The 14,466-nt window shown below is 54.4% G+C and carries 17 protein-coding genes; all 17 read left to right on the top strand.

Annotated features, from left to right (window positions below):
• Positions 1-12: 12 nt before the first annotated feature.
• Positions 13-4,206, top strand: coding sequence for a DNA-directed RNA polymerase subunit beta' (rpoC, locus tag RAL88_RS03875; protein WP_306267417.1), 4,194 nt, complete (start codon positions 13-15; stop codon positions 4,204-4,206).
• A gap of 74 nt (positions 4,207-4,280) precedes the next feature.
• Positions 4,281-4,589, top strand: coding sequence for a hypothetical protein (locus RAL88_RS03870; RefSeq protein WP_306267416.1), 309 nt, complete (start codon positions 4,281-4,283; stop codon positions 4,587-4,589).
• 413 nt (positions 4,590-5,002) lie between these two features.
• A complete protein-coding gene (rpsL, locus tag RAL88_RS03865; protein ID WP_306267415.1) occupies positions 5,003-5,374 on the top strand; it encodes a 30S ribosomal protein S12 in 372 nt (123 codons plus the stop codon).
• Positions 5,375-5,386: 12 nt separating this feature from the next.
• Positions 5,387-5,857 carry a 30S ribosomal protein S7 gene (gene rpsG, locus RAL88_RS03860; protein ID WP_306267414.1) on the top strand — a complete coding sequence of 157 codons (471 nt, stop codon included), beginning with the start codon at positions 5,387-5,389 and terminating at the stop codon, positions 5,855-5,857.
• Positions 5,858-5,877: 20 nt separating this feature from the next.
• On the top strand, positions 5,878-7,950 hold the full coding sequence (gene fusA, locus RAL88_RS03855; protein WP_306267413.1) for an elongation factor G: 2,073 nt from the start codon (positions 5,878-5,880) through the stop codon (positions 7,948-7,950).
• 70 nt (positions 7,951-8,020) lie between these two features.
• Positions 8,021-9,196, top strand: coding sequence for an elongation factor Tu (gene tuf, locus RAL88_RS03850; protein WP_306267412.1), 1,176 nt, complete (start codon positions 8,021-8,023; stop codon positions 9,194-9,196).
• Between the two features lie 64 nt (positions 9,197-9,260).
• Positions 9,261-9,569, top strand: coding sequence for a 30S ribosomal protein S10 (rpsJ, locus tag RAL88_RS03845; RefSeq protein ID WP_306257544.1), 309 nt, complete (start codon positions 9,261-9,263; stop codon positions 9,567-9,569).
• Between the two features lie 18 nt (positions 9,570-9,587).
• A complete protein-coding gene (gene rplC, locus RAL88_RS03840) occupies positions 9,588-10,334 on the top strand; it encodes a 50S ribosomal protein L3 (RefSeq protein WP_306267411.1) in 747 nt (248 codons plus the stop codon).
• Entirely contained in the window at positions 10,334-10,954 is a 621-nt protein-coding gene (gene rplD / locus RAL88_RS03835) for a 50S ribosomal protein L4 (RefSeq protein ID WP_306267410.1), read from the top strand. Before rplC ends, rplD begins: the two co-directional genes overlap by 1 nt.
• Positions 10,951-11,244: a 50S ribosomal protein L23 gene (locus tag RAL88_RS03830; protein ID WP_306267409.1), complete on the top strand. Its 294-nt coding sequence runs from the start codon at positions 10,951-10,953 to the stop codon at positions 11,242-11,244. The genes rplD and RAL88_RS03830 overlap by 4 nt, the downstream gene beginning before the upstream one ends.
• A gap of 32 nt (positions 11,245-11,276) precedes the next feature.
• Positions 11,277-12,113 (top strand): 50S ribosomal protein L2, encoded by an 837-nt coding sequence (gene rplB, locus RAL88_RS03825; RefSeq protein ID WP_306267408.1) that lies wholly within the window; start codon positions 11,277-11,279, stop codon positions 12,111-12,113.
• A 9-nt stretch (positions 12,114-12,122) separates the two neighbouring features.
• Positions 12,123-12,401, top strand: a complete 279-nt coding sequence (gene rpsS / locus RAL88_RS03820; RefSeq protein WP_306267407.1) for a 30S ribosomal protein S19 — start codon at positions 12,123-12,125, stop codon at positions 12,399-12,401.
• Positions 12,402-12,403: 2 nt separating this feature from the next.
• Entirely contained in the window at positions 12,404-12,784 is a 381-nt protein-coding gene (rplV, locus tag RAL88_RS03815; RefSeq protein WP_306267406.1) for a 50S ribosomal protein L22, read from the top strand.
• On the top strand, positions 12,784-13,482 hold the full coding sequence (rpsC, locus tag RAL88_RS03810; RefSeq protein WP_306267405.1) for a 30S ribosomal protein S3: 699 nt from the start codon (positions 12,784-12,786) through the stop codon (positions 13,480-13,482). The genes rplV and rpsC overlap by 1 nt, the downstream gene beginning before the upstream one ends.
• Positions 13,483-13,526: 44 nt before the next feature.
• Positions 13,527-13,940: a 50S ribosomal protein L16 gene (gene rplP, locus RAL88_RS03805; protein ID WP_306267404.1), complete on the top strand. Its 414-nt coding sequence runs from the start codon at positions 13,527-13,529 to the stop codon at positions 13,938-13,940.
• Positions 13,941-13,973: 33 nt separating this feature from the next.
• Positions 13,974-14,177 carry a 50S ribosomal protein L29 gene (gene rpmC, locus RAL88_RS03800; RefSeq protein WP_306267403.1) on the top strand — a complete coding sequence of 68 codons (204 nt, stop codon included), beginning with the start codon at positions 13,974-13,976 and terminating at the stop codon, positions 14,175-14,177.
• Between the two features lie 10 nt (positions 14,178-14,187).
• Positions 14,188-14,421 carry a 30S ribosomal protein S17 gene (rpsQ, locus tag RAL88_RS03795; protein ID WP_306267402.1) on the top strand — a complete coding sequence of 78 codons (234 nt, stop codon included), beginning with the start codon at positions 14,188-14,190 and terminating at the stop codon, positions 14,419-14,421.
• Positions 14,422-14,466 lie beyond the last annotated feature (45 nt).

Below are 14,466 nucleotides of genomic sequence, written 5' to 3'. Positions count from 1 at the left end.
AAGGAGAAATCCATGAATCAGGATGTGATGAACGTTTTTGGCACCCAGGCGCCGGCACAGACGTTTGACCAGATCAAGATTTCTATCGCCAGCCCGGAAAAAATCCTTTCCTGGTCATTCGGCGAGATCAAGAAACCAGAAACCATCAACTACCGGACCTTCAAACCGGAACGCGATGGCCTGTTCTGCGCACGTATCTTTGGCCCGATCAAGGACTATGAGTGTCTTTGTGGCAAATATAAACGCATGAAATACAAAGGTATTATCTGCGAGAAATGCGGTGTCGAAGTTACCTTGTCCCGGGTTCGGCGCGAGCGTATGGGCCATATCGAACTGGCGGCACCGGTCGCTCATATCTGGTTCCTGAAATCATTGCCATCGCGCATCGGCCTGCTGATGGACATGACGCTGAAGGATCTGGAACGGATTCTTTATTTTGAAAATTATGTTGTCATCGAGCCTGGCCTGACCGCTCTTAAAGAGCGTCAGCTTCTGTCAGAGACCGAAATCGTTGAAGCTCAGGACCAGTACGGACCTGATGCGTTTACCGCGATGATCGGCGCCGAGGCGATCCGCGAAATGCTGATGTCTCTCGATCTGCAGCGCCTCAGTGAGGAAATCCGCGTTGAAATCGCGGAGGCCACGACCGAGTTGAAGCCGAAGAAACTGGCGAAACGTCTGAAAGTCATCGAGGCCTTCATCGACTCCGGCAACCGGCCGGAATGGATGATCATGACTGTTGTTCCTGTGATTCCACCGGATCTGCGTCCGCTGGTGCCACTGGATGGCGGCCGCTTTGCAACGTCCGATCTGAATGATCTGTACCGCCGTGTGATCAACCGCAACAACCGTTTGAAGCGGTTGATGGAATTGCGCGCGCCGGACATCATCATCCGCAATGAAAAGCGCATGCTGCAGGAAGCGGTTGACGCGCTGTTCGACAATGGCCGCCGTGGCCGTGTCATCACCGGCACCAACAAACGTCCGCTGAAATCCCTGTCAGACATGTTGAAGGGCAAGCAGGGCCGATTCCGCCAGAATCTGCTCGGCAAGCGCGTCGATTATTCAGGCCGCTCGGTGATCGTGGTGGGTCCTGAATTGAAGCTGCATCAGTGCGGATTGCCGAAGAAAATGGCGCTGGAGCTGTTCAAGCCGTTTATCTATTCGCGGCTTGACGCAAAAGGCTATTCCTCGACGGTCAAACAGGCCAAGAAACTGGTTGAAAAAGAACGGCCCGAAGTCTGGGATATTCTGGATGAAGTGATCCGTGAACATCCGATTATGCTGAACCGGGCACCGACGCTGCACCGGCTTGGTATTCAGGCATTTGAGCCCGTGCTGATTGAAGGCAAGGCCATTCAGCTGCACCCTCTGGTCTGCGCAGCGTTCAATGCCGACTTTGATGGCGATCAGATGGCCGTCCACGTGCCGCTGTCGCTGGAAGCTCAGCTCGAAGCCCGCGTGCTGATGATGTCGACCAACAATGTTCTGCATCCGGCCAATGGTCAGCCGATCATTGTTCCTTCGCAGGATATTGTTCTGGGTCTGTATTATCTGTCACTGCAGTCGGATAACGAGCCTGGTGAAGGCATGGCGTTCGGCGATATTGCCGAGGTTCAGCACGCGCTCGACAATGGCGTGGTGACACTGCACTCCAAGATCAGGGGCCGTTTTGTCACGGCCGATGAAGATGGCAACAAGGTTACCGGCATTCATGAAACCTCACCGGGCCGCATGTTGATCGGCGATCTTCTGCCGAAACATCACAATGTGCCCTATGACACTTGCAACCGCCTGATGACCAAGAAGGAAATCTCCGGCATGATCGACGTGGTATACCGCCACTGTGGTCAGAAGGAGAGTGTGATCTTCTGTGACCGCATCATGCAGCTTGGGTTCAGCAACGCGTTCAAAGCCGGCATTTCGTTCGGCAAGGACGACATGGTTATTCCTGATACCAAAAAGGGTCTGGTGGAAGAAACCCGCACGCTGACCAAGGAATATGAGCAGCAGTACAATGACGGCCTGATCACGCAGGGCGAAAAGTACAACAAGGTTGTGGATGCCTGGGCGAAATGTACCGACAAGGTTGCCGATGAGATGATGAAACGCATCTCTTCGGTTCAGGTGGACGAGGAAACCGGACGCCAGAAACCGATGAACTCGGTTTATATGATGTCCCATTCCGGCGCGCGCGGATCGCCCGCACAGATGAAACAGCTGGCCGGTATGCGTGGCCTTATGGCGCGTCCCGACGGGTCGATCATCGAATCTCCGATCATCGCCAACTTCAAGGAAGGCCTGACGGTGATGGAATATTTCAGTTCCACCCACGGTGCCCGTAAGGGTCTCGCGGATACGGCACTGAAAACCGCCAACTCCGGTTATCTGACCCGCCGTCTGGTCGATGTTGCACAGGATTGCATCATCACCAAAGAGGATTGCGGAACCGATGACGGTCTGACCGTTCAGGCTGTGGTGGATTCCGGACAGGTTGTCGCGACCCTGGGCATGCGTACCCTTGGCCGTACAACTGCGGCTGATGTGATCAACGCCGATGGTGAAGTTGTCGTTGCGCAGAACATACTGATCCAGGAAAAGGAAGTCGATGCCATTGAAACGGCCGGCATTCAGTCCGTCAAAATCCGCTCGGTTCTGACCTGCAAGAACAAGGTTGGCGTCTGCGGCGCCTGTTATGGGCGCGATCTGGCCCGTGGCACAACTGTCAATATGGGCGAAGCTGTCGGCGTCATCGCGGCTCAGTCGATCGGCGAGCCGGGCACACAATTGACCATGCGGACCTTCCACATCGGCGGGGCCGCTCAAGTGGTGGACAGTTCCTTCATCGAAAGTAATTTCGACGGGAATGTAAGCCTGCGCAATCGCAATGTGGTGCGGGACTCCGATGGCAAGCTGATTGCCATGGGCCGCAACATGTCGGTGGTCATCAATGATGAGCTTGGCGTCGAAGTTTCGGTTCACCGCATCAATTATGGTGCCCGTGTGCATGTGGATGACGGCGACAAGATCAAATCCGGCCAGCGTATTGCCGAATGGGATCCTTATACACGTCCGGTCCTCACCGAAGTAGAGGGTGTGGTCGAGTATGAAGATCTGGTCGATGGCGTGTCGGTTTCGGAAAATGCTGATGAGGCAACCGGCATCACCAAGCGTGTGGTCACCGACTGGCGCAGCAACGCCAAGGCTGGTGATCTGAAACCCGCCTTGGCGGTGAAAGACAAAAAGGGCGAAGTTTACAAACTCGATCGTGGCCGTGAAGCGCGCTACCAATTGTCTGTGGACTCGGTGCTGTCGGTCGATCCGGGATCAACCGTGAAAGCCGGTGATGTTCTGGCACGTATTCCGCTGGAAAGCGCCAAGACCCGTGATATTACCGGTGGTCTGCCGCGTGTGGCTGAATTGTTCGAGGCCCGTCGTCCAAAGGACCACGCCATCATTGCTGAAATCGGTGGCACAATCCGTTTTGGGCGCGACTACAAGAACAAACGCCGGATTGTCATCGAGCCGCTTGATGAAACCATGGAGCCGATGGAATATCTCATTCCAAAAGGCAAGCCGTTCCATCTGCAGGATGGCGATGTGGTGGAAAAGGGCGACTACATCATGGACGGCCTGCCGGCACCGCATGATATTCTGGCCATTAAAGGGGTGGAGGAGCTTGCTTCCTATCTCGTCAATGAAATCCAGGATGTCTATCGCCTGCAGGGTGTTGTGATCAACGACAAGCATATTGAAGTGATCGTGCGTCAGATGCTGCAGAAGGTCGAAGTCACCGAGGTCAATGATGGCGATTATCTGAATGCCGAACAGGTCGACCGGATCGACTTTGAAACGGCAAATGAAAAGCTGGTGGCAGAAGGCAAGACACCTGCGAAAGCGACACCGGTTCTGCTCGGCATCACAAAGGCAAGCTTGCAGACCAAGTCGTTCATCTCGGCAGCGTCTTTCCAGGAAACCACACGTGTCCTGACTGAGGCGGCTGTTAACGGCAAGGCGGATACGCTTGAAGGCCTCATGGAGAACGTGATTGTGGGTCGTCTGATCCCGGCTGGCACCGGTGGTGCCATGAGCCGGATGAAGACTATTGCCGGTCGTCGCGATGATCTCATTCTGGATGAGCGCAAGAAAACATCGCTAGCCTCGGCAGCTGACGTTGCATTTGAAGGCGTAAAGGAAGCCTCTTAGGGCCCCAGACTGCCAACGCATTGAGAGCCGCCGGGCGCATACCCCGGCGGCTTTGCTTTTGCAAGTGAGAGACCATGGCTAAAGAAGTTTATGTTGTGATAGGCGAGGGCGGTGTTCACCAGACCCTCATCGGAGAAGCCGGTCCCAGGGACCAGCCGGAATACGGTTTTCAGGTTTTTCTGCAGGCTGAAGATCTGGAGCAGGCGGTTGCCGTTGCAGCCGAGTATCTGGAACAGGAAGGCTGGCAGGGAATCGATTGGCAAAAAGGCGGCGCCGTTGCCGAATCCATAATCGATGAAGAGCTCGAAGAAGCCTATGAGAGGGCGCTGGCCGGGGATGTTGCAGCGATCATCTATGCCTCTTCAGGCACAGAAGAGGACTGATTCTCGAAATTGTGGCGAAGGACACTCCTGCGACGCAATTATTGCAAAGCCTGATCAGGTTTTGCGCAGGATTCAGCAATGTCTGCGGCAATTGCGGGACCTGAAAAAAGTCATGAATATAGGGTTGACGCGTGACGGGGATAGCCATATGTTCCGCGCCATCACAAGACAGGTCGTGAAACAGGCATTCTGCGGCGACGCGCCAAAGATATAAGTTTCAAACACTGTCTTATGTAAGCGACTGAAAATACGGGTTCATGACCGCGGCTATGCTGTGGTCCTCTGGTTAGCCGGCTCCCCCATCTTTGCCGATGGAGTGGGGCTTTTGCGTATGCTTATACGCAAGCCGGTGAACGGGTTCGATATCCAGTCATTTGTTAGAGATTTTAAGCCCACCGGCTGAGAGAGACGGCATGCCAACGATTAACCAGTTGATCCGGAAGCCACGCAAGGCGCCAGTCAAGCGGAACAAGGTTCCAGCGCTTGAGGCAAACCCTCAGAAACAGGGTTCATGTACTCGCGTGTACACAACCACTCCCAAAAAGCCGAACTCGGCTTTGCGTAAAGTTGCCAAGATTCGCTTGCGCAACGGTTTTGAAGTCATTGGATATATTCCAGGTGAGGGTCACAACCTTCAGGAATTCTCCGTGGTGCTGATCCGTGGCGGCCGCGTGAAGGATTTGCCGGGTGTGCGCTACCACGTCATTCGCGGCGTTCTGGATACGCAGGGCGTTAAAGACCGTAAGCAGCGTCGTTCCAAATATGGCGCTAAGCGTCCGAAATAAGAGGGCATAGACATGTCTCGTCGTCACAGAGCTGAAAAACGCGATATCATTCCTGATCCGAAATTTGGCGATATCATCGTTTCCAAATTCATGAACAGCGTCATGAAGGATGGCAAAAAATCTGCCGCGGAAAATATCGTTTACGGTGCCATGGATATCATGAGTGCAAAGACCAGCCAGGATCCGGTTGTTCTGTTCCATCAGGCCCTTGAAAACGTCATGCCTTCGGTCGAGGTTCGCTCCCGCCGTGTGGGCGGTGCGACTTACCAGGTTCCGGTCGAAGTGCGTAATGAGCGCCGTCAGGCGCTGGCCATTCGCTGGTTGATCATCGCAGCGCGCAAGCGCAACGAAACAACCATGGTTGACCGTCTGTCGGGCGAACTTCTGGACGCTGCCAATAATCGCGGCTCTGCTGTCAAGAAGCGCGAAGACACCCATAAAATGGCAGACGCGAATAAAGCATTCTCGCATTATCGCTGGTAATTTTTGAGAGACTATAAGCCATGACTCGCAGTCACAAAATCGAAGACTACCGCAATTTCGGCATTATGGCCCATATTGACGCGGGCAAGACAACCACCACCGAGCGGGTGTTGTTCTATTCCGGCAAAAGCCACAAGATTGGTGAAGTCCATGACGGCGCTGCCACAATGGACTGGATGGCGCAGGAGCAGGAGCGTGGGATCACCATTACTTCCGCTGCGACGACCACGTTCTGGAAAGACAAACGTCTGAACATCATTGACACGCCAGGTCACGTTGATTTCACGATTGAAGTTGAACGTTCCCTGCGGGTACTGGATGGTGCTGTTGCTCTGCTGGATGCCAATGCCGGCGTTGAGCCGCAGACCGAGACTGTCTGGCGCCAGGCCGACAAATATAAAGTGCCGCGGATGATGTTCATCAACAAGATGGACAAGCTGGGTGCGGATTTCTACCGCTCCGTCGACATGGTGCGTACCCGTCTTGGTGCCAACCCGCTGGTGATCCAGCTGCCGATTGGCGCTGAAAATGATTTTGCCGGTGTGGTTGATCTGGTCGAAATGCGCGGCATCATCTGGGAAACTGAAGATCTTGGTGCGAAGTTCAACTATGTTGATATTCCTGCTGATCTGCAGGAGCGCGCAGAAGAATATCGCGAGAAGCTGGTTGAAGCGGCCGTCGAAGTCGACGAAGATGCGCTGGAAGCCTATCTGGAAGGCAATGAGCCTGACATTGCGACCCTCAAGAGCCTGATCCGCCGTGGAACGATTTCCAATACATTTGTTCCGATCCTGGCCGGTTCTGCATTCAAGAACAAAGGCGTGCAGCCTCTTCTTGATGCGGTGGTTGATTATCTTCCAAACCCGACAGAAGTTCCTCCGATCAAGGGTATCGACCCGAAAACCGATGGCGAACTGACCCGTGCTGCAAGTGACGACGCGCCACTGTCGATGCTGGCATTCAAATTGATGGATGATCAATACGGTTCCCTGACCTTCTGCCGGATTTATTCCGGCAAGCTGGAAACCGGCACAACGCTGCTGAATTCAGTCAAGGACAAGCGCGAGCGTGTTGGCCGCATGGTTCAGATGCACTCCAATTCCCGCGAAGAGATCAAAGAAGCCTATGCCGGTGATATTGTTGCCATCGTTGGTCTGAAGGACACGACAACCGGCGATACGCTGTGTGATCCTCTGAAACCCGCCATTCTGGAGCGGATGGAGTTTCCCGAGCCTGTTATCGAAATTGCGATTGAGCCGAAGACAAAGGCTGATCAGGAGAAAATGGGCGTTGCCCTGCATCGTCTGGCTGCCGAAGACCCTTCTTTCCGGGTCAAGCTGGACGAAGAATCCGGTCAGACGATTATTGCCGGTATGGGCGAATTGCACCTCGACATCATCGTTGACCGCATGAAGCGTGAATTCAAGGTTGAAGCGAATATCGGCGCGCCTCAGGTTGCCTATCGTGAAACCATCACTCGTGTGGCCGAAATCGACTATACCCACAAGAAGCAGTCTGGTGGTTCCGGTCAGTTTGCCCGCATCAAGATCATTTTCGAGCCTGGTGAAGTCGGGTCCGGTTATGTGTTTGAAAGCAAGATTGTCGGCGGAAACATTCCGAAGGAATATATCCCCGGCGTTGAAAAAGGTGTTGGCAGTGTCATGTCGTCCGGTCCTGTTGCAGGGTTCCCGATGCTTGATATCAAGGCAACGCTGATTGACGGCGCCTACCATGATGTTGACTCCAGCGTTCTCGCCTTCGAGATTGCAGCCCGCGCTGCGTTCCGTGAAGGCGCCGAGAAGGCCGGTGCGGTTCTACTGGAACCGATCATGGCTGTCGAAGTGGTTACGCCGGAAGATTATATGGGCGATATCATTGGCGATCTGAATTCGCGGCGCGGTCAGATTACCGGCTCTGAGAGCCGCGGAATTGCGACTGTCATAGGTGCCATGGTGCCACTGGCGAACATGTTTGGTTATGTGAACAATCTGCGCTCTATGAGCCAGGGCCGGGCACAATACACCATGCAGTTTGACCATTACGAGCAGGTGCCTCAGCAGGTCGCTAAAGAAGTCCAGGAAAAATACGCGTAAATCTACGCGGTTGACATAAACGAAGATCAGATGTTGCCACTGCGGTGGCACGAAAGACGGAGAAGTTCCGATGGCCAAGGAAAAGTTTAAACGCAATAAGCCGCATGCGAACATTGGCACGATTGGTCATGTTGACCACGGCAAGACGACATTGACGGCAGCGATTACGAAATATTTTGGTGAATTCAAGGCTTATGACGAGATTGATGGTGCACCGGAAGAAAAGGCACGCGGCATTACGATTTCCACTGCTCACGTTGAGTATGAAACGGATGCGCGCCACTACGCCCATGTCGATTGTCCGGGCCACGCGGATTATGTGAAGAACATGATCACCGGTGCGGCTCAGATGGATGGTGCGATTCTGGTTGTGTCCGCGACTGATGGCCCGATGCCACAGACCCGCGAGCACATTTTGCTGGCGCGTCAGGTTGGTGTTCCCTCGCTTGTGGTTTTCATGAACAAGGTTGACCAGGTTGACGATGAGGAACTGCTTGAGCTTGTCGAGATGGAAATCCGCGAGTTGCTGGTAGCCTATGAGTATCCTGGCGATGATATTCCGGTAACGATGGGGTCCGCGCTTGCGGCGCTTGAGGGCCGTGATGAGAAGATCGGTGAAGAAGCGATCCGCGCGCTGATGAAGACGGTTGACGAGTATATTCCGCAGCCCGAGCGTCCGATTGACCAGGCGTTCCTGATGCCGATCGAAGATGTGTTCTCGATTTCCGGTCGCGGTACGGTTGTGACCGGTCGTGTTGAGCGTGGCGTCATCAAGGTTGGCGACGAGATTGAGATTGTCGGCATTCGCGATACGCAGAAATCGACCTGTACCGGTGTTGAGATGTTCCGCAAGCTGCTGGACAGCGGCCAGGCGGGTGACAATATCGGCGCACTGCTGCGCGGTGTTCAGCGTGAAGATGTTGAGCGCGGCCAGGTTCTGTGCAAGCCGGGTACTGTGAAGCCCCACACCAAGTTCAAGGCGGAAGCCTATATTCTGACGAAGGAAGAGGGCGGGCGTCATACGCCATTCCTGACCAATTACCGTCCCCAGTTCTACTTCCGGACAACGGATGTGACCGGTATTGTTCATCTTCCCGAAGGCACGGAAATGGTGATGCCGGGTGATAATGTCGAGATGGATGTCGAACTGATCGTTCCGATCGCCATGGAAGAGCGGCTGCGCTTTGCCATTCGTGAAGGCGGACGTACCGTCGGGGCCGGCATCGTCGCAAGCATCATCGAGTAACCCTTAAGAGCCATCCGGACCTGCCTGGCAATCATGTCGAGGCAGGTCTTCAAAGGACAGATCCATGAACGGTCAAAACATCCGCATTCGCCTCAAGGCGTTCGACCACCGCGTGCTGGACGTGTCGACGAAAGAAATCGTCTCCACAGCCAAGCGCACGGGTGCTCAGGTGCGTGGGCCAGTACCACTGCCGACGCGCATAGAAAAATTCACGGTGAACCGTTCACCTCATATCGACAAAAAAAGTCGCGAACAGTTCGAAATTCGGACACATAAGCGTCTTCTCGACATTATCGACCCTACTCCGCAGACAGTGGACGCGCTCATGAAGCTCGACCTTGCGGCCGGTGTCGATGTCGAGATCAAGCTTTAAAGCGGCGGAGGAATGAAGATGACCAGGCGTTCTGGTGTAATCGCACAAAAAGTGGGTATGACCCGTGTCTATAGTGACGCAGGTGAACACATCCCGGTAACGGTCCTGAAACTGGACAATTGCCAGGTGGTAGCTCAACGCACGACTGAGTCGAATGGCTACACAGCCCTTCAGCTTGGTGTGGGTACCCGTAAAGTCAAAAACACGCCAAAAGCTCTGCGTGGCCATTTCGCGGCTGCCAAGGTTGAGCCGAAGCGTCGTGTTGCCGAATTCCGCGTCAGCGAAGACAATCTGGTCGATGTCGGTGCGGAAATCACCGCTGATCATTTTGTTTCCGGTCAGTATGTGGACGTTGTGGGGACTTCCATCGGTAAAGGTTTTGCCGGTGCGATAAAGCGCCACAATTTTGGCGGCATGCGTGCCTCTCACGGCGTGTCCGTCTCCCACCGCGCACACGGGTCAACCGGCCAGTGTCAGGATCCGGGCAAGGTTTTCAAAGGCAAGAAGATGGCTGGCCATATGGGTGCTGAACGGGTGACCACCCAGAACCTTGTTGTCGTCAAGACCGATGCCGACCGTGGACTGATCCTGGTGAAGGGCTCTGTTCCTGGTGCCAAGGGTGGTTGGATCATGATTTCTGACGCTGTAAAGCGCAGTCTTCCTGCTGAGGCTCCGTTTCCGGCTGCCATTCGTGCATCCGCTGGCGCGCCTGCCGCTGAAGAAGCGCCTGCCGAAGCGCCAGCTAGTGAAGAGAGTGCAGAATAATGAAACTCGCTGTTAAAACACTTGATGGCGCCGATGCAGGGTCTGTATCCGTGGCAGATGAAGTATTCGGCCTGGAGCCGCGTGCCGACATTCTGCACCGCATGGTCCGCTATCAGCTCGCCAAACGCCGCGCCGGAACACATGCGGTCAAAAACCGCGCCGACGTGACCGGTTCGACAAAGAAATTTGTCAAACAGAAGGGCTCCGGCGGCGCTCGTCACGGCAATAAGAAAGCGCCTCAGTTCCGCAGTGGTGGCCGGGCCTTCGGTCCTGTCGTTCGTGACCATGCGACGGCGCTTCCCAAGAAAGTCAGGGCCCTGGCGCTGAAACATGCTTTATCGAGCAAGGCGAAAGCTTCGGAGTTGATCGTTCTGGAAGATGCAAATCTGTCAGATGCGAAAACAAAGATCCTGCTCGCCAAACTGAAAGAGCTTGGGCTCAGCAACGCTCTGGTGATTGACGGCGCGGAGGTGAATGAAAACTTCGCACGCGCTGCCGGTAACATTGCTCAGCTTGATGTGCTGCCGGTTCAGGGCATCAATGTTTATGACATTCTGCGCCGCGATGTTCTGGTTTTGACCAAAGCCGCTCTGGGCGCGCTTGAGGAGCGTTTCAAATGATCAAATTGTCAGCATATGATGTGATCGTCAGCCCGGTTATCACCGAGAAATCAACCAACGCTTCGGAGCATAATCAGGTTGTTTTCAATGTGGCGCCGACAGCAACCAAGCCAGAAATCAAATCTGCGGTTGAAACGCTTTTTGGGGTGAAGGTCGACCACGTCAATACACTTGTACGCAAGGGTAAGACAAAGCGCTTTCGCGGTATCAAAGGTCGCCAGTCCGACGTGAAGAAAGCAATCGTCACGTTGAAAGACGGTGAGACCATCGACGTGACAACTGGCCTTTAGGCCGGGTTGCGACAAGGGAATAGGCAAGAACAATGGCATTGAAAAAGTTCAAACCGAATACACCGGGCCAGCGCCAGCTGGTGATTGTGGATCGGTCCGGCCTTTGGAAGGGCAAACCGGTCAAGAGCCTGACCGAGGGCCTTTCCAAGTCCGGTGGTCGTAACAATAGCGGCCGCATTACCTCACGCCGTCGCGGCGGCGGGCATAAGCGGACCTATCGTGTGATTGATTTCAAACGCACGAAGCTGAATGTGGAAGCCAGGGTCGAGCGTTTGGAATATGATCCGAACCGGACCGCCTTTATCGCCCTGATCCAGTATACGGATGGCGAGCAGGCTTATATTCTGGCACCGCAGCGTCTGCAGGTTGGTGACAAGGTGATTGCCAGCGAACGCGCTGACGTGAAACCAGGTAACTCCATGCCATTGAGCGCGATGCCGGTTGGGACCATCATCCACAATGTGGAAATGAAGCCAGGCAAAGGCGGCCAGATTGCCCGCTCCGCCGGTGCTTACGCCCAACTCGTGGGCCGGGATTCCGACTATGCGGTTATCCGGTTGAATTCCGGCGAGCAGCGCCGCGTTCCTGCTGCATGTATTGCCTCTGTCGGTGCGGTTTCAAACCCGGATCACAGCAATATCAGCCTTGGCAAAGCCGGACGTTCGCGCTGGATGGGCCGCCGTCCAAGTGTTCGTGGTGTTGCCATGAACCCGGTTGATCACCCGCATGGTGGTGGTGAAGGCCGGACCTCAGGTGGCCGTCATCCGGTAACCCCATGGGGCAAGCCGACAAAAGGCAAAAAGACACGTCGCAACAAAGCGACTGACAAATTCATTCTGCGCTCGCGTCATGCGCGCAAAGGTCGTTAGAGGTTAATTGTGGCACGTTCTATTTGGAAAGGTCCGTTTGTCGACGGATACATGTTGAAAAAGGCCGAGAAAGCTCAGGCTTCCGGTCGCAATGACGTGATCAAGATCTGGAGCCGTCGCTCCACTGTCTTGCCGCAGTTCGTTGGTCTGACCTTTGGCGTTTACAACGGTCATAAGCACATTCCGGTGCAGGTTTCGGAAGATATGATTGGCCATAAATTTGGCGAATTTGCTCCGTCCCGCACCTATTACGGTCACGGCGCCGATAAGAAGGCGAAGAGGAAGTAACCATGGGTAAGGCAAAACGCGAACGCGTATTGAAGGACAGTGAGGCGAAAGCTGTAGTTCGCAATCTGCGCGTCAGCCCTCAGAAACTGAACCTGGTCGCTGCAACGATCCGCGGCAAGAAAGTTGAGAAGGCTCTGGCCGATCTGACTTTCTCACCCCGTCGTATCGCGAGCAGTGTCAAGGCCGGGCTGGAATCTGCAATTGCAAACGCTGAAAACAATCATGATCTGGATGTTGATGCGTTGGTGGTGGCAGAAGCCTATGTCGGCAAGAGCATCGTCATGAAGCGCTGGCAGCCTCGCGCACGTGGCCGTGTCGGTCGCATTGTAAAGCCATTTTCAAATCTGACAATCGTCGTGCGTGAAGTTGAGGAGACAGCTTAATGGGAAATAAAGTCAGCCCGATCGGCCTGCGCCTCGGTATCAACCGCACCTGGGATTCACGCTGGTTCGCCAACACCGGCGAATATGGTGTGTTGCTGCATGAAGATATGCGCATCCGCAAATTCCTGGAAGACGAGTTGAAACAGGCAGCGGTGTCGAAGATCGTCATCGAGCGCCCACACAAGAAATGCCGTGTCACGATTTACAGCGCCCGTCCGGGCATTGTTATCGGCAAGAAGGGCGCGGACATCGAGAAGCTTCGCAGGAAGATCGGTTCGATGACCACATCCGAAGTGCATCTCAACATCGTTGAAGTGCGCAAGCCGGAAATCGACGCCAATCTGATTGCCCAGTCGATTGCTCAGCAGCTGGAGCGCCGTGCATCGTTCCGCCGGGTGATGAAGCGTGCGGTTCAAAATGCCATGCGCCTGGGTGCCGAAGGCATCCGGATCAATTGCGGCGGACGCCTCGGCGGTGCCGAGATTGCCCGGGTCGAATGGTATCGCGAAGGTCGCGTGCCGCTTCACACTTTGCGCGCTGACATCGATTATGGCACCTACGAAGCCACAACGGCCTACGGTATCATTGGAATTAAGGTTTGGGTCTTCAAGGGCGAAATCATGGAACACGATCCCATGGCATCCGAGCGCCGTATGAGCGAAGGTCCTGATGCAAATCGTCGTCGTTCAGCAGCCTAAGCGCTGAGCGGACGCCATAGAAATAAGAACGAGGGCAGGCAACCATGCTGCAACCGAAGCGAACAAAATTCCGCAAGGCGCATAAAGGCCGTATTCACGGTATCGCCAAAGGCGGAACAGATTTGAATTTTGGTGCTTTTGGCTTGAAAGCATTGGAACCAGAGCGTATTACAGCGCGACAGATCGAAGCTGCTCGCCGTGCGATGACACGTCATATGAAGCGTGCAGGCCGTGTCTGGATCCGTATTTTTCCGGATGTCCCGGTTTCCAGCAAGCCTACCGAAGTCCGTATGGGTAAAGGTAAGGGTTCGCCGGACTTTTGGGCCGCTCGCGTAAAACCGGGCCGGATCATGTTCGAGATTGACGGTGTAACCCCGGAAGTTGCGCGTGAAGCGTTTCGTTTGGCGGCAGCTAAACTGCCGATCAAGACCCGTTTTGTGCAACGTATCGGCGAATAGCCGAGATTAGAGAATTTGGTGAAGGTTTGAGCCATGAAGGCAGATGATTTGGCAACGATGACCGTTGATCAGCTCGACGACGAGCTGGTTAAGTTGAAAAAAGAGCAGTTCAATCTGCGGTTTCAGCGTGCAACGGGTCAGTTGGAGAACACAGCGCGATTTCGGCAGTTACGTCGGGATATTGCGCGGATTAATACAGTAGCGGTGCAAAAGCGCACAGCTGCTGCGGCAGGCTAAGGAGGCCTCGATGCCAAAACGTATTTTGCAGGGCGTCGTTGTCAGCGACAAGAGCGACAAGACAATCGTGGTGAAAGTGGAACGGCGTTTTACGCATCCGCTTTTGAAAAAGACTGTGCGCCGGTCGAAAAAGTATAAAGCGCATGATGAGAACAATCAGCGCAAGGTCGGAGAACTGGTGTCCATTGAGGAAACCAAACCGATTTCGAAGGATAAAACCTGGATCGTGGTCGAAAACGCCTGAACCGGCGGATTTGATTTCTCCAGGATCAAACAACTGGAACGTTCA

The organism is Pararhizobium sp. IMCC3301, assembly GCF_030758315.1.
Lineage (GTDB): Bacteria > Pseudomonadota > Alphaproteobacteria > Rhizobiales.
This window is presented reverse-complemented; position numbering and strand designations above follow the sequence as displayed.

Bases quoted from the DNA above. Each gene is read 5' to 3' on its own strand.
- RAL88_RS03830 (WP_306267409.1), top strand. From the start codon at position 10,951: ATGATCAAATTGTCAGCATATGATGTGATCGTCAGCCCGGTTATCACC.
- RAL88_RS03870 (WP_306267416.1), top strand. From the start codon at position 4,281: ATGGCTAAAGAAGTTTATGTTGTGATAGGCGAGGGCGGTGTTCACCAG.
- rplC (WP_306267411.1), top strand. From the start codon at position 9,588: ATGACCAGGCGTTCTGGTGTAATCGCACAAAAAGTGGGTATGACCCGT.
- rpsC (WP_306267405.1), top strand. From the start codon at position 12,784: ATGGGAAATAAAGTCAGCCCGATCGGCCTGCGCCTCGGTATCAACCGC.
- rpsQ (WP_306267402.1), top strand. From the start codon at position 14,188: ATGCCAAAACGTATTTTGCAGGGCGTCGTTGTCAGCGACAAGAGCGAC.
- rplP (WP_306267404.1), top strand. From the start codon at position 13,527: ATGCTGCAACCGAAGCGAACAAAATTCCGCAAGGCGCATAAAGGCCGT.
- rplV (WP_306267406.1), top strand. From the start codon at position 12,404: ATGGGTAAGGCAAAACGCGAACGCGTATTGAAGGACAGTGAGGCGAAA.
- fusA (WP_306267413.1), top strand. From the start codon at position 5,878: ATGACTCGCAGTCACAAAATCGAAGACTACCGCAATTTCGGCATTATG.
- rpmC (WP_306267403.1), top strand. From the start codon at position 13,974: ATGAAGGCAGATGATTTGGCAACGATGACCGTTGATCAGCTCGACGAC.
- rpsG (WP_306267414.1), top strand. From the start codon at position 5,387: ATGTCTCGTCGTCACAGAGCTGAAAAACGCGATATCATTCCTGATCCG.
- rplD (WP_306267410.1), top strand. From the start codon at position 10,334: ATGAAACTCGCTGTTAAAACACTTGATGGCGCCGATGCAGGGTCTGTA.
- rpsJ (WP_306257544.1), top strand. From the start codon at position 9,261: ATGAACGGTCAAAACATCCGCATTCGCCTCAAGGCGTTCGACCACCGC.
- rpsL (WP_306267415.1), top strand. From the start codon at position 5,003: ATGCCAACGATTAACCAGTTGATCCGGAAGCCACGCAAGGCGCCAGTC.
- rpoC (WP_306267417.1), top strand. From the start codon at position 13: ATGAATCAGGATGTGATGAACGTTTTTGGCACCCAGGCGCCGGCACAG.
- rplB (WP_306267408.1), top strand. From the start codon at position 11,277: ATGGCATTGAAAAAGTTCAAACCGAATACACCGGGCCAGCGCCAGCTG.
- tuf (WP_306267412.1), top strand. From the start codon at position 8,021: ATGGCCAAGGAAAAGTTTAAACGCAATAAGCCGCATGCGAACATTGGC.